A 22,064-nucleotide genomic window follows, 5' to 3' on the forward strand; every position below is an offset into this window, starting at 1 on the left:
AGGAAAGTGGTTGCACCATTTATCGACGTTTCATCAGATCAGGGATGCACTTACCGAAGGATACGCAGCACTGGCTAATCGCTGGTATAGCAAGCAATTTGGTGGGAAGGAGCGCATCCAGTTTTACGAGAGCATGGTGGCGCTTCTGGAAAATGGCGTGCCTCTCCAAGAGGCGTTGCTGGAAGTCAGTAATGTCTACAGCGACGAGGGTAAGCGGCCATTTCACCCGATAGCCTTGGCGGGCTCCGCAATGAGCGCGACCGTCAGCAATGGTAAGTCATTGGGTTGGGCCTGCCAGCCTTGGATGCCCTATCAAGAAGTGGCGATCATCGCGTCAGGCGAAAAGTCAGGAGAATTGCAGCAAGCATTTTTTGACTGTGTGCGCACTATTGAGGCTCGGCAAAAGATTGTCTCGCTGATCCTTACCTCCTCGCTCTATCCGGCATTGTTGTGGTCGTTGATGGCTTATCTGCTGCACATCATTGCCACCAGGATGGTGCCAGCGATGGCTCGCCGGTCCGATCCTGAAGGTTGGACCGGCATTCCTTCTCTGTTGTATTCGATGTCGACATTCGTAAACAACTGGGGTTTGGTGACACTGATTGGTTTCGTACTGTTCGTTGTGATTTCGATCGGTACTTTGCCTTACTTCTGCGGCCCAATTCGGGTGCGTCTGGAGCGGCTGCCGCCCTGGTCGATCTATAAGGCACTGCACGGTTCGACATTCCTTCTCAATATCGCTGTGATGCTTCGCTCCAACATAAATCAGCTCGATGCACTGGAAGCCCTGGAGCTTAACGCCAAGCCCTGGCTGCGTGAGCGGCTGACTGCTGCGCGCTATGGCGTTCGGATGGGCAAAAACTTCGGCATGGCATTGAAGTTGGCCGGTCATGAGTTCCCGGATAAACAAGCCGTACAGTTTCTCTGCGTACTTGCCACGCGCAAGGGCTTCTCAGAGGCCATTCACCGGTTTAGTAATCGCTGGCTGGAAAATTCGTTAAAGAACGTTGAGCGGTACTCCAAGAGCCTGCTGATTTTTTCGTCCATGGCCATCGGTGTGCTGATGATCCTGGTGTTAATCGGGACTTACAGCATGCAGACCGCCATCACGAACACGCTTCAACACTAATCTATCAAGAGGTAGTTCCTATGCAACGCAAAACCCGCAGTCAACACTGTCAACGCGGCTTTATCGACCTTTCTATGTTGTTCGTTTTGATCGTAATCGCCATTGGCATCGGCTATGCCATCTATAACGGCGGTTCGCTGCTTTCCAGCTCCGATGTAAGTAACGAACAATCGAATATCGGTCAACTGATTGCCAACACGAGGAAGCTTAAAGGCAGTAATGGATACGGTACTTCAGGTACGAGCCTGGTCACGCAGCTCCAGACCAGTAAAGGCCTGCCAAACATGAGTGTTTCCGGCACCACTCTCTACAACGCCTGGAACGGAACGGTCACAGTCACTTCGGGTGGCATGACTTTCATCCTCACCGAGAACGGCATACCAGGAGATGCGTGCATGACCCTGGCAACCAAAATCAGTCGTGGCCAGAAGGTAACCAGCTCTATCAATGGCGGATCGAGCACTACGGGAGAGGTGGACTCGGCAACTGCAGCCGCTAGTTGCACCGACTCCACCAGCAATACCCTAGCCTGGACCGTATTTTAAGGAAGCCTGCATGAGCCGTATCACTGAGGCAGATTTTGTAGACCTCTACTTAGGCGAAACCTTCAGCGATGTGAAAGGGCTCAACGGTGCGTCGACTAAGAAGGTCGACGCACCGTCTGAATGGACGGACGACCTCGTTCGTTTAAAAGCTCAATGTTCTGCTCACTTTGCCGAGTTTCAGGATCCGGAGTTTTCGCTGATCGAGGATGGTGTGGTGTTGCGTGTCACACAGATCGTCGACTCGCTGGGAAAAGAGGTTTTTGCGATATCGAAAGCAAAACCGAAGATCATGCAATTTGATTCACTGGGTTTCCCTGACAGTTTGGTTGCCACGCTGTTGGATGACGTTTCTAGCGGTTTGGTTATCTTCTGTGGGGAAATGGGTGCCGGTAAAACCTCCAGCGCTGCTTCGCTGGTGGTGGCCAGGCTGGAGGCATGTGGTGGCATAGCCTTCGCTATGGAAGATCCACGAGAAACTAACCTTAACGGCCCCCACGGGCAGGGACGCTGTATTCAAATGCAGGTTTCCCGGCGTACAGGGGGGTATGAGGAAGCTTTTCTCCGTGCGTTACGAACTCGCGCCGATTTGCTGTTTGTCGGAGAGATCCGTGATTCACGGACCGCAGCCCTAGTTGTGCGCGCCTCAATTAACGGTCATTTCATCATTACAACTTCGCACTCGGGGTCGCCCTCACAGGCTATTGAGTATATAGCTGCACTCGCTCAGCCAGAAATCAGTAATGCCCGGGAGATTCTTGCTCAGGGGTTACTGGCTGTTATTTTCCAGACATTAGACAAAGGGCGCGGCAGATCAACTCTCAAGGTCAAGAGCCTACTGTTCTCGGGTGAAGACGGTCCTGGTATTCGCCAGAAAATACGAACGGGTAACGTACAACAAGTTGACCAAGACGTGGAGAATCAATCAAAGAGGAATATTTATGGAAGTATCTAAGGCGCAATTTCAATTGCTCAAAAAGCAAGGCGGATTTATCGCCATCGAGTTCATGTTCGCCATCATCGCTTTTGTTACGTTGTGTACGATTGGCGCTAATATGCTGGCAAGATATCAGGACTCGCAAAATTACCAGATTGCGGCACAGCAGCACCAAACTGTCGCCAATGCTGCAGCCAAGTACCTCAAGGACAATTTCAGCGCCGTCGTAGCAGTGGCAACCCCCACTGTCCCTGCCCAAATTACTACAACGATGCTTCGTAATACCAACTACCTGCCTGGCGGTTTTGGTGACACAAATGCATTCGGGCAAAGATTTTTGGTACTTGCTCGTAGTCCTGCAGCTAATCAACTCGAATCGATTGTCCTCACCACTGGTGGTGAAACGATCGATGAGATAGGCACCCGGGAAATCGCGGAGAACCTAGGAGGGGCGGGCGGGTTCATTCCCACCACTAATACCAGCATCGTTCAGGGCGTGCGCGGAGGTTGGCAGATCGCGCTTAGCAACTATGGGATGAACCCAGGTGTGGGACACAACGCGAGTGCACTTTTTCTTCAAGACGGCACACTGGTCAACGATTACCTCTATCGCAATGCGGTAGCAGGTCATCCTGAAGTCAACACCATGAACACCTCAATCAACGTCAACGGTAATAACCTAAACGGGGTAAATGCCACCAACACCACGACGCTTAACGCAACCACGGTTAATACCAATGTGGAAAATGCCACCACCACAAACACAACAGGTGAAACGACTACGGGCGGTTGGTTTAGAACAACGGGTGATACAGGGTGGTACAGCCAAAAATGGGGCGGTGGCTGGTATATGTCCGATCCAACATGGCTCAGGGCCTATGCAGACAAGAATATTTATACCGGTGGACAGGTGCAGGCTGGAACGCTTGCATCTGTAGGCCGTACAACGGTAGGCGAATATCTGCAGATCAACGGTATCGCTAGCCTTGGTGGCGGGTGTGCATCTAATGGCCTTATTGGTCGGGATGTACATGGCTTAGCCCTATCTTGTAAAGATGGTATATGGCGCGGTGGCGGGGTTAGTGGAACCTACCAATACATCGGTAACTTCGTAGGAGCTGTGACACTCACGACTGGCTCCCAAGCCGCTATTGTTCAGGTCTCCGGTGGCGTAGATTATACCTGCGGTCCTAACGGCGGCAGCAGCGGGGTGAATGAGTTTAGCTTGGTCGCTTATGTAAACGGTTCATCCGTGGCGGGTACCTCGGACGCGAACCCAGATTGGTCTAAGAGTGGTTATATATCCTTCGGTGTTCCTGCAAACACAGCTTATTCCATCCAGTCATACCCTTATTCGTGTACGGGGGGTGTTTTTTCAGTGTTTGCATTCCTGCTTTAACTATGGTGCCGCGATGCCTCTTCTGTGGGTTTTGATACTAGTAACGTTATCTATTACTTTCATGTTTAACTCTGAACAAGCTATCCAAGACAGAAATGCTTCTGTCACAGACGTTACGGTGGCTTCAGAAAGTATGTTGGTGTATCGAAACGCTGTTGCAAAATATTCATATTCTAACCCTGCATTTGTGGGCCGCGTTCCTGATGCGTTGCTAAGCTTTCCCAGCTGGTACATTAAGTCACCGAACTTGAGTAACTACATTTCAGGCGGCACTAGTTATTCATTTTATGTAGGTTCGTTACCTGGTCTTGCCGGCGAATTGGCACATCAGACCGGATCAATAAATGTAGGAACCAATCAGAACGGTGTCCTACTGGCTCCAAATATAGCCAACTCGGGAATTGTGCTGCCAGCTCAGATCCCTCTCGGATCGGTGGTGCTTATCCAATGAGAAAGATCATGCTTCTACTCTCCGTTGTCGCCAGCGCTAACGCGACCGCTGAAATACCTCCTCCGGCCTATCAAATCGCGGCACTACCTCAGGGTGTTCCCCCTGCTGTTTTATATGCCGTGGCTAAAGTAGAGAGCAATTTCAAAATAAGAATCGGCTATTACCCTTGGCCCTGGACCTTAAACATTAAGGGGAAGGGCAGTTATTTTGCGACGCGCGCTGAGGCCTGTGGCGCGGTCATGGAAGGTTTACGGCAGTACGGCAAATACGGGGTGGATATAGGGCTGACGCAGCAGAATTGGGGTTGGATCGGCTCACAGCACTATGTCCATCCCTGCGATGCGTTGTCACCGAGTGACAATCTGGCCACCGCCGCAATCGAGTTACGAAAATGCTTCGATAAGGAGGGCGATTGGGTGAGGGCCGCTGGGTGTTATCACCGGCCAGCCGGAGGCGAACCTGCCCGAGTTTATCGTGAAATTTTCAGCCAAAAATACCGCCAAGTAATTGGCCTGAACTAGTCAGTTGGCGTAATGCCGTCGACGCCAGATCGATCACTAAGGCGTACAAATCACCGCAATGTAGTGGAGACCAACCATGAGGTCAGTTTGGTTCTACCTGGTTTTGTTAATGCCACTTCCTGCTTCGGCTTTCTGTTTTCAGGAGGCCGGTCAGCGTTACAAGGTTGACCCGATACTGCTGGAAGCGATTGGGATCCATGAAAGTAAACTGCAGCAGCACGCGGTGAACCGTAACGTCGACGCGAGCGGCAAATTGCTCAGCACTGATTACGGCGTGATGCAAATTAATACCGATAACGCCAACCACTTGATTCGCATGGGGCTGATTCGCCGTCCCGCAGACCTGTTAGCCGACGCATGTTTTAACGTTCAGGCCGGGGCTTGGGTGTTGGCCCGCCATCTGCGAGTTTGTGGCAACACGTGGCGTTGTCTGGGCTCTTACAACGCAGGTTTCCACCCTTCAGCTGTTCAAGAGAAAAAGCGTCTGCGCTACGCGCAAGAAATTCGCACGATTTACAACCGCCTGAAAGCGCTTGGCCCTACTCCGGCCAACCTCGCAATCCGTTAATAGCTGCGCCCTGTCCAGGGTGTCAGGAGACCATCGATGAAGCTCTTTATTTTCGCTGCGCCTGCGGTGGCCTTGCTGCTGGCCGGCTGCCAGGCTTTTTACGAAAAAGCCCCGGTACAACCCGCTACGCCTGATCCTGCGTTAATCCGGGTGATCGCGCAGCAGCAAGTGTTGTGGCAAGAAGGGGTGATGAATACCCAGTCACCGCTGCCGGCGGATGCTATCCATTTCGACGGTGACCTGGTGTCAGTGACGTGGAGCGCTGATGCAGTTGAACTGCTGTCGCATTTGGCCCGTCAACGAGATGTGCGCTTCACCTGGGCCGGTGTGCGTCTTCCGTTGCCCGTCAATGTGCATGCCAGTGCCGTTACCTATGAAAATCTGTTGCACCTGATCGAAATGCAGACCGCCTGGCGCGCCACGTTGCATGAGTGGCCGGGTGAATTGGCGTTGGTGTTTGCGCAGCCACAACCAACGGCAGGGGGGCGTCAGTGAAAAAATCACTCCTGACGCTTGTCTTAATTCAGGGCCTGATGGGATGTGTACAGACGCCTTCATCTACGCCATCGGATGCGCCGCCGGCGCTGGACAGCTACCTGAGTACGACACGACCAGCATCGGCCGATGTGTCGGACACGCGCAGGCAGCTACTTGAAGAAGCTGGGCGCACAGTGGGTTTTCGCGGAGGTAAAGCCCAGCGCGCATGGGAATTGCGACAGGCGCTCGAAAAGCGCTTTGGTCGCCTTGAGCTGATGTACGACTTTCGGACGTTGATCAGCTCCGAAGGGTGGCTACCGCCGGTGGTTGATGAGGCAGTTGACGTGGCTCACATCACTCCGGGGCAGATTCACCTAGCCTCCCACGTTTACGAAATCATTGCCCCAGAACGGTTTGTCAGTAATCCACCGTCCTGGCGCAGTTGGCTTCTGGCTGGGTTAGCCACCATGCCGACAGATGGGCCGGAGTCTTCAGTGCTGCCAGAAAATGTCGTGCAAAAGGGCCTGTGGCAAGCCGCGATTCGGCAGGGTTGGGATGAAGGGCGGATAAGCGCGGACCATACGCTTGAAGCCAATTTTAACCGTCTCAAGCGCGATTATACGGGCATGTTGTTGTACTCCTTTGTCCTGCGCGAAGGCCTGATGACCAAGCCTGTTGTCACCGACCAACAGCAAACAGTAACGGGCGACCGTCAGAAACTTACCACCGGCGATCGCGTTCGCACACTGAAGGAGAATGCCGGTTTTATCCCCGACAAAACCCAGTGGCGTCCGGTCATACGCAGAGCGCAGCCATGACAGACACCGCGATTTTTGAACCCTTCCCATTTGAAGGCGGGTTGAACAGCCTCACGTTGCGCGACTTTTTCGTGTGGTGCGCCCGACAAAACGTCAGCGATATCCATATCCAGGGTGGTAACCACCTTGTTGTTGGTCATCACGGGCGGCTTCGAAAGGCCAGTCGGTTCGTTTTGGCAGATGACATATTGTCAAAATTGGTGGACGAAATTTTCAACCCCGAGGTTCGCGCTACGGTGCGAGGCGGGCGTCCTGTGGATCGGGCGCTGCAGCTCGATGGCGATATTAACCAGCGTTACGGTCTGGAGCGGGGAGAGCGGTTGCGTTTTCGGTGCAACTTCGTTCAGGCAACTGCTGGCCGGCTGGATACAACGCTCGCCCTGACGATGCGGATCATTCCATCGCTAATTCCCGAATTGACGAAGATGGGCCTTGAAAATGATCTGTTCGAGGCCCTGTTACCGTCCAACGGCATAGGCCTGATCGGAGGGATAACAGGCTCGGGAAAAAGCACTCTGCTTGCATCGACCTACCGCTACTGCCTGGATCATGACCCTGACCGCAAGATCACCACGATCGAAGATCCGATCGAATACATCTTTGGTCGCACCGGTGACATTTTGGAGCCGACGCAGCTGCAGATCGGGCGTGATGTGGCCACCTATGGCGATGGCATCCGAGCGGCCTTGCGCCGTGCGCCATCGATTATCGGCGTGGGTGAAATGCGTGACTTAGACACCTTGTCTGCCGGGATTCTCGCGGGCCAGCTGGGGCACTTCAACCTTACAACCGTGCACATTCATTCGCCAGGTGAGGCGATTCCTCGCTGTCTGACTTTGGTACCGGCTGAAATGCGTGAAGCAACTGCTCGCGACTTGCTTGGCGTGCTGCAGTACATCGTGGTGCAAAAGCTCTTGCGGACCACCGACGGCCAGCGTCAGGCAGCGCGGGAATACATCATCTTCGACGATCCGCTACGCACGAAGCTGGCGGGCATGCCCTACGTACAGTGGGGCCAACACATTGACAGCATCATCCGTATGGAAAGACGCCGCATCGCTGACCAGGCTTGGCGGCTTTACCAAGAGAACCGCATTGACCGACGCGAACTGGCTTCAGCCATGACGACGTATCAGTTGCGAGAACTGGAACAGGAGAAAAGCTCGTGAAGGTAATGAATATGCTTTTGAAACCACCTAAAAACTTTGGCGGTGGGCTGATGTTCTGGGCTGTGCTGCTAAACGTGGCGCCGGCGGCACAGGCGGCACAGGTGCAGGTAGGTTTTTCGCCAGAAGGAGGCGCTGAAGTCCTGGTGGTCAACGTCATCCAGGCCGCGCAACAGCAGATCAGGCTAATGGGCTACAGCTTTACCTCGCCCAAGGTAGTCAAGGCCCTCATTGCCGCCAAAGAGCGCGGGGTCGATGTTCAGATTGTGCTCGATGCGCACGGCAACGAAGGCAAAGGCAGCCGCGCGGCGATGAACGTAATCGCGAATGCGGGCATACCACTGCGCACTGACGCGGCATACAAGATCCAGCACGACAAAGTGATCATCAGCGATGGTCAAAATGTTGAGACAGGATCCTTCAACTATTCCACCGCAGCGGCCAAATCAAACAGCGAAAACGCGCTGGTGATGTGGGGGTTTCCTGAGGTGGCCAGCGTCTATCTGCAGCATTGGAAATCGCGCTGGGATCAGGGCAAACCCTACCAGTCGACCTACTAGGCTGCTCATATTCACCACATTCATGCGCCTGACGGCGACTTGAGGGAGACCAGCATGCGAGACGAGTCGGATGAGAAAGCCTATCGGGACATTGAGTCCTTGATAGCGCAAAGCACACCGGGTGAAGCGTGGGCAATGCACTTCGTTTCTGCCGGGGCAGTGCGGGGGAACATAGAGACGGCGGTGGCGGCGCTCATTGCCAAGGGTAACAAAGCGCTTGAGCTTGAATTCCCGCAACTTGCTCAGGCATCACGGAGCAGTCAACTGCTGGGAGATCGAAATGAACGACAGCTCAGATAACGAGCCGATCGGCTTTTGGCGCAATGCCTCCCGACCTTTGAGCGTTTATGGCGTCCCGGCACCGCTGTTTCTTTTGTACCTGTTCTGGTTTCGATTTCCATCCCTGAACACGATCTATGTCATCACGGCAATTATCGGCGGTTTTCGCGTGCTGTCGTTTTTCGGCTGGACGCTCAAGGTACTGGTCACCCGCCTAGTGTATTTGGCACGCGGAAAACAGCTATCCGGTCGGCCATGGTGGTATCGGCGCTTTACCGAGGGGGATTGATCCATGAAAACATCAGAACATCCGTTTTGGTTAGCAGTGCCGTATGAGGAGCGCGAAGTCGCCAGAGAGCGCGCCGGGGACTTGGCAAATGGCCAATCGGCGCTCAAATGGGATGAAGAAGCAAAACTGTTTTTTGCGCGGCCCGGTTCTGATCTAGAGCGCTTGCGGGACTGGTGGCCGGACAGCAGCCGCCGCGCCGGTGGGGGGGACGCGGAGGCTGAATTCCTCGATGCCTTGACCCAAGAGGGCTTGGTGATCAAAGGGATGCCGGTGATGGATGGCCAGCGTCAACGGGTGGCGACTGTCGAGGACAAAAACGGGAAAAAAAGCGGTGTATACCGTGGCTATCTTGATCGCCGGCCAGGCGGCTGGTTTATCAACTACCACCGAGCCGAAACGGAAAAATCCGTTACCAACTGGAAAGCAACGGGGGGTGAAGCTGACCCGATCACCCAGTTGCATATCCGCGCCGGAGCTCGTCAGGCTCAGGAAGAAGCGGGGCGTTTGCGCGAAGAGACCTACGTTAAACAAACGCTTGCAGCGAAGAATCTCTACGATCGATTGCCTGCGGCCGATCCTGCGCATCCGTATATGGTGCGCAAGGGAATACCTCCTACGCCCGACCTCCGCCAAACAAAAAACGGCGCCCTGGTGGTGCCGTTTTTTAATGCCTCCGGTGAGTTCAGAACTCTGCAATACATCTCACCCGACGGGGAAAAGTTCCTCTTCAAGGATGCGCCCAAACAAGGGCACTTCCTGGTGGTCGGGGGGGCGCTGACGGCAGATCAACCGTTGTTGTACGCCGAAGGGTATGCCACTGCCCGGAGCCTGAATTTGGCCATAGGGCATCCAGTTGTGATGACTATCGATGCCGGAAACATGGTGGCCGTAGCCAAAGTGCTGCATGAGCAATTTCCCGACAGCACTCACCTGTTTCTGGCGGACTTTGACCACGCCAAAGCGGAGAACAAGGGGCTAATGATGGCCACGTTGGCTGCTGAGCAAGTCGGTGGCCAAGTCCTATACCCCGATTTTACCGATGAAGAAAAAGCCCGGGGGCTGACTGATTACAACGATCTTCACCAATCACGAGGCCTTGACGCGGTGCGCAGTCACGTCGTGCCGGTACTCAATCAGATAAATGAGGGTTACACCATGCAGGACGATCGCACACCTGAAGATTCAGGCATGTCGCCATATCTACCTTCCGAAACTCCGACCATTCCCGGTGAGGTCACGGCACCGGCACCGGCCGCTAAAAAGCCCCGTAGCCCCCGCACGCCAAAAACCCCCATGCAACCGCAACTCGACGAAGCATCCACAGCAACCGCTGCCGTGGATTCTCAAGCTCCGCTAATGGGATTAGCAGCAGGCCTGGTAGAGGCAGCGGAACCGCAATCGTCAGAGACGCTTACCTCTGAACCTTCGCCGAAATCCGAGCCCGAATTGCTCAAGGAAGCTTCCGACGTAGCTGTAAAAGCCCCGTTGGCCACACAGTTGACTGTTGAGTTAGGTACTGAACTCACTCCCGACGAGCGCAACATGTTGCAAAGCCAAGGATGGACCGATGAGCAATTGTCGGATATCCCTGCGGACCAGGCTCGGTCCGCACTGGCTGGTGAACTCATTGACCTCGACAACATTCCGCTGCCTGTGGCGCAGCCGGAAATGCAAGTCGAGACGATTGACCTCGGTGCTACCCCGTTGCCGGATGTGAAGCCCGTTTTGGCTACTGACGTAGCCGGAACCATGCCGGCAGAAGTACCGGTGATAACGCCGCGCCTGGTGCAGGCTGGCAGTGACGAAGCGCAGCCGGTGGCACAGACCGGCGGCGATTCGATCTGGGTAGGTCCACCTCGACCACGGAATGAAGAGGCACAGCCAAAAGTTAGTCAAATCGACAAAGATGCACTTCTGTCGCGGCTCACCAGTGAATTGCAAAGCGACAAGACGGTGCTTTACAAGCTCGATGGCGAGCCGGCGTTCATCGATCGGGGCATGCGCCTAGAAATGGTCGATGGTGCCAGCCAAAATGATGAGAAGGTGCTGGCAGCGCTGCTGACTGCTTCAGAGTATTACCGGGGACGGATCGAGCTGACTGGTAGCGATGCGTTTCAAAGAAAGGCGATCGGTTTGATTGCCCAGCATCAGCTCAATGTGACGATGAAAAATCCTGCTCAGCAAATGCAGCTGGTAGAGGCTCGCAAAGCTTTGCAAGACACGACCGTGGAAAGGGATTCTATCAACGGGGAGCCGCCGCCGGCATACGGCGCATCGCATCAACCGTCTGCGGAGCCGGCGGACTCCCCGGCGGACGCAGCAACTACCGTGAGCAAACCTGCAGCAGCTCCCGCGCCAGTAGCCAACCCGGTAATGGACATTGGCGAGATTCCGCAATCAGATGCTCGCCAGTCGGCCGAAAAAAAAGTGACTCAGGCATCCTCGAATGAACAGCCTGCTTCGAGCGACGAGCAGCCTTCCCCGGGGAATGGCTTCACGAAAACCATCTCACCTGAAGTCCATCAGAACCATCAAGCTGCACAGCAGGGCGTTACCGGCAAGGTGATTGCATTTGGGAGCGCGCCATTCCGCTTTGAAGATGGCAATACCGACAGTACATACATCAAGCTGCGTACCAAAACGGGCCAGCAGACATACTGGGGCAAGGAATTAGCAGGTTTGCTACGCGAAACGCGTGTTCAGCCTGGCAAGGTGGTCACCTTGCAGTGGCTAGGCAAAGAGCCAGTCGTGGTTCGCGTGCCCATCAAGGATGATCAAGGCGTCACCATGCGTTTTGATGAAAAAAATGCGCACCGCAACCAATGGTCGTTGACGGTGATGGGTGGTACATCGGTCCGCACCGGGCAAGATGACGGTGTGAAACTGGCGGCTTACGACGTTCAGCGCTTTGGTCAGGTTCAGCAAGCGTTGATGGCCCGGACGCGATTGGATATCCCGCTGCCTTCGACGCCAAAAGATGGTCTGTTTTGGTTGACCCCGGACGGGCAAGGAAGCTCCAAAACTGGTGATGCGCTGTCGGCACCACGTCCAGGCGTCGACAACAAAGCAGCAGGGCAGCCTGTGATGAGCAGTTGGTCTGAGGATGGCCACCTTGACATGCTCCTGGTGCGTGGTGATGGTCCTTATTTGCAAGGTGTAGTGCGTCAAGATGGGCAATTTCAGCATGTGCTGGTGAGCCTTCCAGGTAGTCAAGACGCACCGGCGATGGTGTTTAACGTGCTTACAGCTGCGGGTCTAGTTCCGATTGGCAGCGGCAATGCCATTAACCGCTCAGGCGGAGTCGCTGTCTCACGCGAAAACATTGCGTTCAAACTGGATGGCGACACTGCGGTGCGTATCGGCAAGCTTGATAAGCCCGCTGAAGTACCGCCGGCACTGCATGCGCGTCTCGGGTTTGATGAACGCTGGAGTGATGACAATACGCTCCCAAAGTCCGCACCGGCGGCGGCACCCTCAGCACTGCCAAGCGATCCCCGCCCGGCGTAAAGCGCTAACAGCAAAGGAACTCAGCATGTTGAAGAAAAGCATGTGCGGCGCACTGCTGACGGTTTTGTGCTGCTTGCCGGTTGTAGTAAATGCAACGACCTGCCGCTCCGGCCAAGCGGCAACACAGGGCAGTCAGGCTGGATATGCCCAAGCCAAATTGGCGGCCGATTCATGGGCTGACCGCGAACGCACAGTGTCAGACCAACTCCAGGCCTGCCTGTCGCGTATTCGCACCACGAGCATTAGCTTGCCGTCGTTTCCAAGTCTGCAAGACATCATGAATCAGGTCGCGGACAAGGTGTGCCAAGCCGCAGTGAACCAAATCAATAGCAACATCCCCAGCAGCATCGATCCTTGGCAGAAGTATCAGTAATTGAGGAGCAATGAAATGCAGACACCCGATGTGAACAGCCTCGTGGATGAAACTCCTGCAGGGGACGAACGCGTAGCTAGGCAGACAGACGATGCTGCAGCTTTCGAACATGCCATGGCAGGTCAGCGTCACCGAGAGCTGGGGGCCGCATTCGCGCATCGCTGCCTAATCGTACTGCTCTGGGTAGGTGTTGGTCTGGCGTTGTCCATCGGCTTGAACATTTACTTGGGCTGGCAGGTGGCCCATGCACCGGTGAAATACTTCACCACTGAGAATGGCCGCGTGATTCCAGCATTTCCCTTGGATAAGCCGGGGTTCTCGCAGAGTGACGTAGCTGCGTTTGGAGCCGACACGATTCGCAACAGCTTCACGTTGGACTTTGTGCACTATCGAAACCAGATGACTGCAGTGAGCGAGGACTATTCAGAAATGGGTTATCCGGACTACTACAAGGCGTTGACAACTTCCAATGTGTTGGCAGCCGTAAGGGATCAGCGCATGAATCTCTCGGTAGAGGTAGGACCTGGTGTGATCCGCAGCAGGGGGGCTCCGGGCGGCATCTTCACTTGGGAGTTTCAGTACCCTGTAACCTTAAAACTAGAAGGCCAGCAGTCCAGCAGCCCACCCCAGCGTTTCATCTTCACTCAACGCATTCAGCAAACTGACGTGCGCGTGAAACACAAGGGACTTGAGGTTATGCAGGTGATCACCAGCAACGCTAACTGAGGCGGATACCAGCTATGAATCTTGCATTCGAAGCAGCACTGGCTGCTCGTTTACTCTGGATGGGTGTGATCTGTCTCAATGGTATTGGTGGTTTTGAAAAAGAGGCAGAGGCCGCCGCTCAAGCTGCATACGACGCTGTGGACCAGCTTGCATATTATGACTTCGTTGACTGGCATCACTATGGTGCGAATGCACCGTTACTGCTGCGCGATATCCCGCAGTTGGCCGAGCATTACGCCCTAGCGTACGAGCAGTGTTGTGAAGCGGCTCCAAACCAAGAGAAAAAGCGGCTGGATCTGGAGAGTGGTCTGAGGCATGAGCAATACATGCAAGATCTTGCAGACACCTACGCTGAAATCGAATGGGAGTTAGCCGAAGGCTGGAAACAAGACTGCCTCGACAACGGCCTCATCTAAAACTGAGCTGCCCAGCACACGCTAGAACAATCCTGCCTTAATCCAAGCGCACGCTTGGCTCTCGATGTATTAAGGAAACATTATGAAAACGCACATTGCGCTGGCCATATGGTTGGCCGCAGGCGGTTACGCCTGGGCGGCTGACGGGAATACCAGTTCACAGACTGCTCACGTTGCTGATCCAACAGGATGGGCGTCGGCCGGCGGAGCATCTGGCTCTGTCATCTCCGCGCCGTCATCGTCGGTACCGGCCAACGCTCAAGTGGCCTCAGGCAACGACCCTTTACCGCCGCCGTCACCGCTCTACAGCCAGGCCCAAGACGCCATATCCCCACTGTCGCCTAAGCAGGTTCGACAATTGATGGGCCAGGCCACAGAAATAGATCAGGCTATCGCGTCACCGCAAACGGCGATCGTGCCAAGGATCAGCGCAATTACGGTTGATCTAGCACCTGGTGCTAGCTTGCCGTTGGTGCGCACGGCCGTGAACTATCCCAGTTCGCTGAGCTTCATCGACAGTACCGGCGCGCCATGGAAGCTTGGCGCGGCGCCACTTAGTGGCAATCCAGCGATTGTCGTTTATTGGGTGCCTAATAGCCCCGTACTGGTTGTGTCTGCTAGCAAGCCATTTATGAGCGGCAACATCACGGTTTATCTCGACGGGCTTTCAGTGCCAATCGTGCTGAACGTTACCAGTGGTGAATCTGATACCCCGGCCAAAACCTGGACCGTTGATAGTCGTCTGGATATGCGGGTACCCAGACGTGGACCCGCAGCTCTGTCTGGCTCTGCTCCAGAGACGCGTATTGGCCTACATGACCGAACTCTTCAGGCATTCCTGGACGGAGTACCCCCTAAAGAGGCGCGGCAACTCAAAATCACGGGCGGTGTCCCGGACACAACTGTTTGGCAATTGGGGGATGACCTTTATGTCAGATCGCGAGCCGATATCCGTGACGAGTTTGAAGCCACCCTATCGTCGGCGGATGGAACGCATCTGTGGAAACTACCGCTCACGCCCTATGTGTCGTTCTCGGTGATGGGCCGCACAGCAGCGCTTAACGTGGCTCTGGAGTAGTTATGGCAAACAAAAATGATGCAGGACGAGACATCAAGCTCACCATTACATTGGTGATCGGTGTAGTCGTAGCGATCGCCGGTGGAGCCTATTTTTTGTGGAGCTGGCTCTCTGCCGCTCCACCAGAAAAATCACAGCTCGACATCAATCGAGTTACTGCCGGCTCTCACGGCAGTAGTAAAGAAACGCCGGAGTATCGGGAGCTGCTTAAGAAATACAACCAGCAGGGCGGGAACGCAGCGCAGCTCCAAAACAGCAGTTTTATCGCCAGTATCCCGATGGAACAGGAGCCTGTGGTACTGCCGGTTTCAACCGCAAAACCGACTGCACCCACGCAGTCAACTGCGAGACAAAGCCGCACTGACCAGAGCCAGGCGTCAGCGAATACCGGTAAGGAGGACGAGAGGCGTCAGAAAGCGTTGGACGATTTGCTCAAACGAATCAAACCGCCCGCAGAGGCCAAAGAGCACTTAGAAGGTTTACAAGTTGCCCAGGTGTTGGGAAGCGGAAGCGGCCTCGGGGGTGAGGGAGGTAAGGCAGGAAGTGATTACCAAAAATGGAGTGAAACTTTACCCGGTGGAGCACGGGTACAAGCTTCTATAAGCACTGCAAATGCTCGGACCGCTTCAATGGTGGGTGCACCGGTGGAAGTGATTCCGCCTTACTGGCGTGGTCCGGGGACCATTGATATTGGAGTTGATTCGGACAACAGCACCACACCGGTCCTGGGCAAACTTCCAACCGGGCCTTATGCCGGTGCAGTACTCAAGGCTACTGACGGAGCGAAGCTTGCTGGTGAAGGTGTAGTGATTCACTTTTCTGAGATGGCGCTCAATGGCATTAACTACAAAGTGGATGCCTACGCGCTCAAAGACGACACCCTGCTCGCGAACGTAGCGACCGATGTTAACCACCGTTATATGTCCCGGATCGTCGTGCCGGCGTTGCTCAGTGGAATTGGTGGCGTGGGCCAGATGTACTCCCAGGCCAACACTCAAGTGGTGAGCAACGGTTTTACCACTCAGACCGTACGTCCTGGATTACCGGATGGAACCGCAGTAGTGGGTGCGATTGCTGGAGGTACCGCGAGCCAAGCATCCAAAGTGCTTAGCGAAGATGCTGCGCGCATCCCGGCAGAGCAGGTCACGATAACCAAGGGGCAGGTGGTGGCTATTCAGTTCATGCGCGGGGTGTACTCAGGCGATGCGATCGCTCCGGGCCAGGGTGGAGAGGCGATTAGACAGTCTGTTCCGGTGCAAGCATCGAGGGTGGCACTGATCCAACCCACTACTCAAGATCAATGGCGTGCACAAACTCAAGCACGCATCGAGGAGCAGCGACAGCTGCAGGAGAATAAGTGATGAGTGAGTTTAGTCTTCCTGGCGCCGAGCCCATATCGGCAGCTCCGCCGCCGTTGATCCTAGGGACTCGATTCGGTTGGCTTAGCCATCCTTTTTTCCTGGGCCTGTCATTGCCCTGGCTGGTGGCAGCTGTGCTGGCTGTAGTGGTAGCGGGCTGGTATTTGTTTGCGCCGGAAGGCACAAACACGCCGACGGTTAATCAGCTGGCTTTTAATGAGGGCAGTAATCTACAGCCGGTATCCAGCGAGTATAAGGCCTCGGCGTCCGTCAATGATTCTCCCGGGTTGTCTCAGGTGCAGGATCAAGTGGCGGTGATGGTCGGCGGTGTTCGCAGTTTTGCCGAGGCTAATCGTACCGCCATCGAGCGCCTGGTGCAGACCACCAAAGCGCTGGGTGCGCAGTTGGCCGTAGTGCAACAGCAAGTGCTGGAGCTCCAAGCGCAGAACAGCTTGTTATCGGCTCAATTGTCGTCCAAGGGGTCGACGCCAGTGACCGCACACAGACGTGCACAACCCGCTGCTGTCGCGCCAAGTTCGCCGTTGGCGGAAATGCACCTAAGTGCAGTGCAATTGAATATGGCATGGGTGTACTGGCAGGAAAAAACGTGGGCTGTGCAAGTCGGCGACCGCTTAGGGGCGGTGACCGTGACCGGCATCGATGCCAACAACCGTCAGGTGCGCACCAGTTCCGGCATTCTCAAGTGAGGTGAGCCATGGCTATGCCTAGCGGAAATGACGCGATCCAAATGCTTGTCAACCTGTCCGGCAATCTGAACAGTGTGTTTGTCAAACTCGGATTCACACTGGGTACCTTATTTGCTGTCGTAGGTGCAGTGACTTACCTGGTTCACCATGCCAGTACGTCACGAAAAGCTCCTGGACAGTCACAGGGCAGCGGCAAAGTGATTGCGTGGATACTGCTCTGCGGTGGATTAGCCGGTCTGGACCAGATGATCCAGGCAGGTGCTCGGCAGCTTGGTTGGCAAGGTGCCACGTTTGACGCCATTAGCTATGTGGACGTGGGCACTTTTGGGGTAGCAGCTGATGCAGCCAATGCGGTGCTGACCTTGGTGAGGATGTTGGGTGTGTTTTTTGCTCTGCAGGGCATGCTGACTTGGCGGCGTTCCCTCAAGGACGGTCACACCGGGCTTTCTGCCAGCCAGGATGTATCCACCGGTACGCTAAAGTTCGTTCTGGGAGTGTTTTGCGTCTGCAATCCTTATCTCTTGGACGCCCTCCAAAAATCTCTCGGCATGCAATAAGCGGGTCGGGTTTTTAACGCGCATATGCGCACTTTCAATCGTGATATCAATCTGAAAATTTAAGGAATTAGCCATGCTTAAAGACATGCAGCTGTGGGTTTGTGTGCGCGTAACTTTGTTCAAAGAGCAGTTGAGCCACCGGTTCATCAACTGGTTAGCGGTGGTATTGGCAAGCAGTCCAGTGGCTGCTTTTGCCGATGGAGACATAGCGGCCATGGGTACTGCGGTGGCAAATGGTGCTACGTCAGGTATGAAGTCCGCGCTGCTCGTTGCTCAATTCGCCGGAGTTATTTTTGTGATCGGCGGCCTGATTGCGGCCAAGACGAAGAAAGATAATCCGCAGGTGAAAACCTCCCACATCATCGGTTCCATTGCATTCGGGGCATGCCTGATCGCGGTGCCTGAGATGATCAAGCGTGCTCAAACGCAAGTAGGCCTGTCGCCCGTTACCGTGGGCTAACGAAGATGTCCCCTGTGATAACGGCTGTTATCACAGGGGCTGGGGATGCTTATGGAAATGTATTCAACACAGGTTGTGGGTGATTCGCCGTCCTCCACACGTCGTGAGCAGGCGCCCCTTGTTGCTCTGATGCTCGACATCAGCGGTGACACTCAAACACCGGCGCCTGTGGTGGCTGTGGGTGACCGGTGCGCCTGTTGTGGGCTGAGAACGAGCAAGTTGTGGGAAGGCGCCCGGGCGGCATCACCTGACCTGCACGCGGTCTGCACGCTCTGTTACCTAGCCGGCCACCTAGATAGCCCAACGGCTGCCCACGGTCGCCTTGCCTTTTTGCCGGGAATGGCGATGGCCGACGTGCATCACCTGCAGCGTCGGGCACATTTCGCAATGCTGGGCGGTACGCCTACGCAACGTCGGGAGGGCCAACGCGTTTGGCGTTGGCTGTTGCTCCATTCCCGCGAGGTGGAAACAGCTTGGGGGACCGCGAGAGCCGGCGAGTTTGCCGCAGCCCTGAAACGGCTCGCTCCTCATAAGCGCTTGAAACTGCAGACCCGACTGGCGGGTTGCGCGCTCATTTTGCCTGTTGATGTTTTTGACGACCTCTCTTTGCTGCTGCCCGCCGGAAAAACGGTAGAGGCGGCGCTAACCCCTCGAAGCTGGGGCACCTATACGCGGAGTGACTTGTATGCCGAAACTAATACGCTGGGTTGAGGACTTGATTACAGCGGCCTCACGTTTCGCCGTGTCGCAAGACTTGCCAGACTACTGTGACCTGCAGACCGTGGTGCGTCTGACTAATGACGATCGGGTACGGCATCCGGAACTGACCGCGCCGTACATCATGGTCAACGATGACGGTGATTACTGCACGGTCTACGCCATCGCTGGTAGTTTCTGTGACACCGACGAGACTGCCGGTACCGATGAGCCTTACTCTTGGGCTGGCCGAATTTTGCGCATGACTCAGGCCCTGACCGCAAATTATCGTCGGTACGGAAACAAACTCAGTTTGGTGTTTGAGGACGATCCTGAGCGGGGACACGAAGAGGTTAAGCGCCTGTTGGCTCCACAATACCGATCGGTTAAGCGCACCGGCATTGACCTCACAGAGATTCTGGATGAACACGTCACTAAGCTTGCGCCTTGGGTGTCGAGAGAGCGTTGCTACCTGGTGTGCTACACCGGCAGAAACGCGCTCTCGGCTCATGAGTTGGTCGATGAAAACAAACGGCTTGCGACGTTAATCAATCAAAGCCCCAATGCAAGGTTTGGCCAAAACCCGGTGTTGGCCGAAATGACAGGATTGAAGATCCGCCACGACGCGTTTTTAAGCGGCGTTGAAAGCGCGTTGCGCGATAACGGCCAAGGCGTATTACTGCAACGATTGGACGCTCACGCAGCTGGCCAAGCCCTGCGCGCACAGGTAGATCGTCTGGGCACCAGTGACACTTGGCAGCCGTTGCTGCCTGACGACGTAATCACCCCGCATGGCGTGCGTGACGGATCGGATCACACCCCATTTTTGGCGCCTTGGTTGAATTTTCAACTCATGAACCAAGACGTGCAAACCCACGGCAACAAGCTGTGCGTTAACGGCATGTGGCACGGTTCGCTATCGGTATCGCTGGGGCCTCAGGCCCCACAGACCTTTGCACGCCTTAAAGCGCTGGTCCCAAGGCACATTCCTTGGCGTGTACGGATGGACGTAATGCCGGGTGGTATGGCCTCTCTTCGCGTCAAGAAGGGAACCTTGGATTTCATGGCGTTTGTCCCGGCGCTGAGGCCGGTATGGAACTCCATCGAGTCCTTAACGCGGGTGGAGCAAGAGCAACCTGTGTGCGTCATGACGATAATGGCGTCCACCTGGGGCGACAGCCCTGAGGCTGTGACGCGCAATCTGACACTGCTTACTCAGGCTTTCCAATCGTGGGGCATCTGTGAGGTGACACAGACTTTCGGAGATCCGATCAAGGCGTGGGCATCCACGTTGGTCGCCTCCAGCAAGGGAAGTGGGCCGCACCTGCTATACCCGCCACTGTCCCAGGCGCTGAACCTGCTGCCACTCACCCGACCGGCATCGGCTTGGGAAGATGACGGCAACGCGTTATTCCCAACCTTGGACGGCAAGCTGTACCCCGTCGGCCTGGCAAGTAGTAAGCAGAACAAACTGACTAACGTCATCTGCGGCTCTCCGGGGCTCGGTAAGTCGGTGTTGCTAAACGCACTAGGTAACGTGCAGGTGGCCAGCGCGCAACAGCAACTGCCCTTTATTGCGGGAGTGGACAAGGGATTCTCGATGCAAGGGCAAGTAGCACTGCTACGCGATAGCCTGCCGCCTGAACGCAAGGATGAAGTGGTGGGCATCGTGTTGCAAAACAGTACGAAGCATTGCCGCAACCTGTTTGATGTTCAACTGGGTGCTTTTTTCCCGATCGCTCCTGAACGTAACTGGATTATCAGCATTCTCACCGCGACGTGTATCGACCCGACCACGGGGGAGCCACCGAATGCGCGTGATACGCGGCAAATCCTGGATCGCGTTATCAGCATGGCCTTTACCGCCAATGCCGAGACCAGTCCAAGGGCTTGGACGCCTGAAGTCATACCTGAGGTGGATGCAGCCCTAGAGAAACATGGGTTGTTTGAGCTCCACCCCGCCGATTGGTGGGCAGGTGCAACATGGTATGAGGTAAGGGATCTTCTGTTTAAAGCAGGCAGTGTGCAGGAAGCGCAGCGCGCACAGTTTCAGGCGGTCCCTGAGCTGGCCGACATGACCAGTTTTTTGAACCATGCGGATATTCAGAGCGCGTTTGGCAACGTGCAGCGTGACGATAGTTCCGAGAAGCTGCTGAGCTACCTGAGCCGCTGCATGACGGATGCCTGTTCGGAATACAAGATGTTGGCTGGCCGGACACAGTTTGTGATCAGTCCAAACACCCGCGTCATTGCTATCGACTTGAACAACGTAATGGGCGATGACAGCAAGTCTGGACACCTGAAAACGGGGATCATGTTCCTGTTTGCAGGCCAAGTAGCCGGAGGAGACTTCGCGTTGCCGCAGTACAAGGATGAGTTAATAGCGGCGGTCAATCCGCTTTATCACGCGTTGCATCTAGGACGGCTGGAGCAACTGGACCAAGAGGTCAAAACCAAGGTCTACGATGAACTGCACAATGCCGCCAAGGTGCCTTTTATTTTCCCGATGCTGGAAACTCAGGATAGGGAGCAACGTAAGTTTGGCGTACGCACCGTGCTTTCTTCGCAGTATGTGCGTGACTTCCCTGCCGCCATTCTACAGTCGGCCAACTCCTTGTTCATGATGGAAGTCGATCCCAAGGACGAGCCTTTTCTCATTGAGCACTTCAAGGTACCGAAAGTCACCATCCGTAACTTTCAGCGAACTGGCTCAGGGCCTGCCGCAGATGGCAGCGGCGTACCGTTCTTAGGCGTATTTCGAGTTAAGGGCGGTGGGACTATGGCCCGCATTCTTAAAAATGCTTTGGGCCCACTGGAGTTATGGGCATTGAACTCCTCGCCGGCGGACAGTGCTTTGCGCAGGCTGTTGTATGCGGAAGTTGGAGGCGCAACAGCTCGATCAATGCTTGCTGAGGCTTTTCCACAAGGCACGGCGGAAAAGCTGATAGCGCTGCGTCAGAAACAGGCGGGAGAGACTGACACCAGTAACGTTACGCGCACGCTGGCCAACGAGCTGATTGCTCGACGCGGCTATAACCTTTGAGAGGATT

At 55.1% G+C, this 22,064-nt stretch carries 24 protein-coding genes; all 24 read left to right on the forward strand.

The features are described 5' to 3' along the window. Positions 1 to 37 precede the first annotated feature (37 nt). The 24 genes from QN378_RS20035 to QN378_RS20150 all read left to right on the forward strand — a co-directional run bounded on the left by QN378_RS20035 (position 38) and on the right by QN378_RS20150 (position 22,057). Entirely contained in the window at positions 38 to 1,129 is a 1,092-nt protein-coding gene (locus tag QN378_RS20035) for a type II secretion system F family protein (protein ID WP_322207095.1), read from the forward strand. 20 nt (positions 1,130 to 1,149) lie between these two features. Continuing rightward, complete coding sequence (locus QN378_RS20040; RefSeq protein ID WP_322207043.1) at positions 1,150 to 1,674, forward strand: type 4 pilus major pilin; 525 nt, start codon at positions 1,150 to 1,152, stop codon at positions 1,672 to 1,674. 10 nt (positions 1,675 to 1,684) lie between these two features. Beyond that, positions 1,685 to 2,626, forward strand: coding sequence for an ATPase, T2SS/T4P/T4SS family (locus QN378_RS20045; protein WP_323551079.1), 942 nt, complete (start codon positions 1,685 to 1,687; stop codon positions 2,624 to 2,626). Beyond that, entirely contained in the window at positions 2,613 to 4,007 is a 1,395-nt protein-coding gene (gene pilV, locus QN378_RS20050; RefSeq protein ID WP_323551080.1) for a shufflon system plasmid conjugative transfer pilus tip adhesin PilV, read from the forward strand. Before QN378_RS20045 ends, pilV begins: the two co-directional genes overlap by 14 nt. Before the next feature lie 13 nt (positions 4,008 to 4,020). After that, positions 4,021 to 4,458, forward strand: a complete 438-nt coding sequence (gene pilM / locus QN378_RS20055; protein ID WP_323551081.1) for a type IV pilus biogenesis protein PilM — start codon at positions 4,021 to 4,023, stop codon at positions 4,456 to 4,458. Further along, positions 4,455 to 4,979: a Soluble lytic murein transglycosylase gene (locus QN378_RS20060; protein ID WP_323567445.1), complete on the forward strand. Its 525-nt coding sequence runs from the start codon at positions 4,455 to 4,457 to the stop codon at positions 4,977 to 4,979. The genes pilM and QN378_RS20060 overlap by 4 nt, the downstream gene beginning before the upstream one ends. Before the next feature lie 76 nt (positions 4,980 to 5,055). Further along, a complete protein-coding gene (locus tag QN378_RS20065) occupies positions 5,056 to 5,547 on the forward strand; it encodes a lytic transglycosylase domain-containing protein (protein ID WP_322207038.1) in 492 nt (163 codons plus the stop codon). Positions 5,548 to 5,583: 36 nt separating this feature from the next. After that, a complete protein-coding gene (locus QN378_RS20070; RefSeq protein WP_322207037.1) occupies positions 5,584 to 6,042 on the forward strand; it encodes a DotD/TraH family lipoprotein in 459 nt (152 codons plus the stop codon). Continuing rightward, positions 6,039 to 6,842, forward strand: a complete 804-nt coding sequence (locus QN378_RS20075; RefSeq protein ID WP_322207036.1) for a type IV secretion system DotC family protein — start codon at positions 6,039 to 6,041, stop codon at positions 6,840 to 6,842. The genes QN378_RS20070 and QN378_RS20075 overlap by 4 nt, the downstream gene beginning before the upstream one ends. Continuing rightward, on the forward strand, positions 6,839 to 8,011 hold the full coding sequence (gene traJ, locus QN378_RS20080) for a plasmid transfer ATPase TraJ (protein WP_323553309.1): 1,173 nt from the start codon (positions 6,839 to 6,841) through the stop codon (positions 8,009 to 8,011). Before QN378_RS20075 ends, traJ begins: the two co-directional genes overlap by 4 nt. Positions 8,012 to 8,061: 50 nt before the next feature. Next, positions 8,062 to 8,568 (forward strand): phospholipase D family protein, encoded by a 507-nt coding sequence (locus tag QN378_RS20085; RefSeq protein ID WP_323551056.1) that lies wholly within the window; start codon positions 8,062 to 8,064, stop codon positions 8,566 to 8,568. A gap of 54 nt (positions 8,569 to 8,622) precedes the next feature. Continuing rightward, entirely contained in the window at positions 8,623 to 8,868 is a 246-nt protein-coding gene (locus QN378_RS20090) for a hypothetical protein (protein WP_322207034.1), read from the forward strand. Next, positions 8,849 to 9,136 carry an IcmT/TraK family protein gene (gene icmT / locus QN378_RS20095; protein ID WP_322207033.1) on the forward strand — a complete coding sequence of 96 codons (288 nt, stop codon included), beginning with the start codon at positions 8,849 to 8,851 and terminating at the stop codon, positions 9,134 to 9,136. Before QN378_RS20090 ends, icmT begins: the two co-directional genes overlap by 20 nt. 3 nt (positions 9,137 to 9,139) lie before the next feature. Continuing rightward, positions 9,140 to 12,643: an LPD7 domain-containing protein gene (locus tag QN378_RS20100; RefSeq protein ID WP_323551054.1), complete on the forward strand. Its 3,504-nt coding sequence runs from the start codon at positions 9,140 to 9,142 to the stop codon at positions 12,641 to 12,643. A 25-nt stretch (positions 12,644 to 12,668) separates the two neighbouring features. Continuing rightward, complete coding sequence (locus QN378_RS20105) at positions 12,669 to 13,016, forward strand: conjugal transfer protein (protein WP_322207031.1); 348 nt, start codon at positions 12,669 to 12,671, stop codon at positions 13,014 to 13,016. A gap of 15 nt (positions 13,017 to 13,031) precedes the next feature. After that, positions 13,032 to 13,742, forward strand: coding sequence for a DotI/IcmL/TraM family protein (locus tag QN378_RS20110; protein WP_322207030.1), 711 nt, complete (start codon positions 13,032 to 13,034; stop codon positions 13,740 to 13,742). Positions 13,743 to 13,756: 14 nt separating this feature from the next. Beyond that, positions 13,757 to 14,158 (forward strand): hypothetical protein, encoded by a 402-nt coding sequence (locus tag QN378_RS20115; RefSeq protein ID WP_323551053.1) that lies wholly within the window; start codon positions 13,757 to 13,759, stop codon positions 14,156 to 14,158. 82 nt (positions 14,159 to 14,240) lie between these two features. Continuing rightward, the gene (locus QN378_RS20120) at positions 14,241 to 15,236 is read left to right on the forward strand and encodes a DotH/IcmK family type IV secretion protein (protein WP_322207028.1); all 996 of its coding nucleotides are present in this window, start codon (positions 14,241 to 14,243) and stop codon (positions 15,234 to 15,236) included. A gap of 2 nt (positions 15,237 to 15,238) precedes the next feature. Beyond that, a complete protein-coding gene (gene traO / locus QN378_RS20125; protein ID WP_323551052.1) occupies positions 15,239 to 16,597 on the forward strand; it encodes a conjugal transfer protein TraO in 1,359 nt (452 codons plus the stop codon). Continuing rightward, positions 16,597 to 17,301, forward strand: coding sequence for a conjugal transfer protein TraP (gene traP, locus QN378_RS20130; protein ID WP_323551051.1), 705 nt, complete (start codon positions 16,597 to 16,599; stop codon positions 17,299 to 17,301). The genes traO and traP overlap by 1 nt, the downstream gene beginning before the upstream one ends. Positions 17,302 to 17,309: 8 nt before the next feature. Then, positions 17,310 to 17,858 (forward strand): conjugal transfer protein TraQ, encoded by a 549-nt coding sequence (traQ, locus tag QN378_RS20135; protein ID WP_322207025.1) that lies wholly within the window; start codon positions 17,310 to 17,312, stop codon positions 17,856 to 17,858. Positions 17,859 to 17,931: 73 nt separating this feature from the next. Beyond that, positions 17,932 to 18,318, forward strand: a complete 387-nt coding sequence (locus QN378_RS20140) for a DUF6750 family protein (protein ID WP_322207024.1) — start codon at positions 17,932 to 17,934, stop codon at positions 18,316 to 18,318. A gap of 51 nt (positions 18,319 to 18,369) precedes the next feature. After that, positions 18,370 to 19,029, forward strand: a complete 660-nt coding sequence (locus QN378_RS20145; RefSeq protein WP_322207023.1) for a conjugal transfer protein TraT — start codon at positions 18,370 to 18,372, stop codon at positions 19,027 to 19,029. Continuing rightward, positions 19,004 to 22,057, forward strand: a complete 3,054-nt coding sequence (locus QN378_RS20150) for an ATP-binding protein (protein ID WP_322207022.1) — start codon at positions 19,004 to 19,006, stop codon at positions 22,055 to 22,057. The genes QN378_RS20145 and QN378_RS20150 overlap by 26 nt, the downstream gene beginning before the upstream one ends. Positions 22,058 to 22,064: the final 7 nt, after the last annotated feature.

This window comes from Pseudomonas sp. 10S5 (assembly GCF_035019745.1).
Taxonomy (GTDB): Bacteria; Pseudomonadota; Gammaproteobacteria; order Pseudomonadales; family Pseudomonadaceae; genus Aquipseudomonas.

Excerpts from the sequence above, each read along its gene's own strand:
- traO (WP_323551052.1), top strand. The coding sequence starts at position 15,239 with ATGGCAAACAAAAATGATGCAGGACGAGACATCAAGCTCACCATTACA.
- QN378_RS20065 (WP_322207038.1), top strand. The coding sequence starts at position 5,056 with ATGAGGTCAGTTTGGTTCTACCTGGTTTTGTTAATGCCACTTCCTGCT.
- QN378_RS20045 (WP_323551079.1), top strand. The coding sequence starts at position 1,685 with ATGAGCCGTATCACTGAGGCAGATTTTGTAGACCTCTACTTAGGCGAA.
- pilM (WP_323551081.1), top strand. The coding sequence starts at position 4,021 with ATGCCTCTTCTGTGGGTTTTGATACTAGTAACGTTATCTATTACTTTC.
- QN378_RS20040 (WP_322207043.1), top strand. The coding sequence starts at position 1,150 with ATGCAACGCAAAACCCGCAGTCAACACTGTCAACGCGGCTTTATCGAC.
- QN378_RS20085 (WP_323551056.1), top strand. The coding sequence starts at position 8,062 with ATGTTCTGGGCTGTGCTGCTAAACGTGGCGCCGGCGGCACAGGCGGCA.
- QN378_RS20140 (WP_322207024.1), top strand. The coding sequence starts at position 17,932 with ATGCTTAAAGACATGCAGCTGTGGGTTTGTGTGCGCGTAACTTTGTTC.
- QN378_RS20105 (WP_322207031.1), top strand. The coding sequence starts at position 12,669 with ATGTTGAAGAAAAGCATGTGCGGCGCACTGCTGACGGTTTTGTGCTGC.
- QN378_RS20070 (WP_322207037.1), top strand. The coding sequence starts at position 5,584 with ATGAAGCTCTTTATTTTCGCTGCGCCTGCGGTGGCCTTGCTGCTGGCC.
- QN378_RS20120 (WP_322207028.1), top strand. The coding sequence starts at position 14,241 with ATGAAAACGCACATTGCGCTGGCCATATGGTTGGCCGCAGGCGGTTAC.
- QN378_RS20090 (WP_322207034.1), top strand. The coding sequence starts at position 8,623 with ATGCGAGACGAGTCGGATGAGAAAGCCTATCGGGACATTGAGTCCTTG.
- QN378_RS20145 (WP_322207023.1), top strand. The coding sequence starts at position 18,370 with ATGGAAATGTATTCAACACAGGTTGTGGGTGATTCGCCGTCCTCCACA.
- traQ (WP_322207025.1), top strand. The coding sequence starts at position 17,310 with ATGGCTATGCCTAGCGGAAATGACGCGATCCAAATGCTTGTCAACCTG.
- traJ (WP_323553309.1), top strand. The coding sequence starts at position 6,839 with ATGACAGACACCGCGATTTTTGAACCCTTCCCATTTGAAGGCGGGTTG.
- QN378_RS20100 (WP_323551054.1), top strand. The coding sequence starts at position 9,140 with ATGAAAACATCAGAACATCCGTTTTGGTTAGCAGTGCCGTATGAGGAG.
- QN378_RS20110 (WP_322207030.1), top strand. The coding sequence starts at position 13,032 with ATGCAGACACCCGATGTGAACAGCCTCGTGGATGAAACTCCTGCAGGG.
- QN378_RS20150 (WP_322207022.1), top strand. The coding sequence starts at position 19,004 with ATGCCGAAACTAATACGCTGGGTTGAGGACTTGATTACAGCGGCCTCA.
- pilV (WP_323551080.1), top strand. The coding sequence starts at position 2,613 with ATGGAAGTATCTAAGGCGCAATTTCAATTGCTCAAAAAGCAAGGCGGA.
- QN378_RS20060 (WP_323567445.1), top strand. The coding sequence starts at position 4,455 with ATGAGAAAGATCATGCTTCTACTCTCCGTTGTCGCCAGCGCTAACGCG.
- traP (WP_323551051.1), top strand. The coding sequence starts at position 16,597 with ATGAGTGAGTTTAGTCTTCCTGGCGCCGAGCCCATATCGGCAGCTCCG.
- QN378_RS20115 (WP_323551053.1), top strand. The coding sequence starts at position 13,757 with ATGAATCTTGCATTCGAAGCAGCACTGGCTGCTCGTTTACTCTGGATG.
- icmT (WP_322207033.1), top strand. The coding sequence starts at position 8,849 with ATGAACGACAGCTCAGATAACGAGCCGATCGGCTTTTGGCGCAATGCC.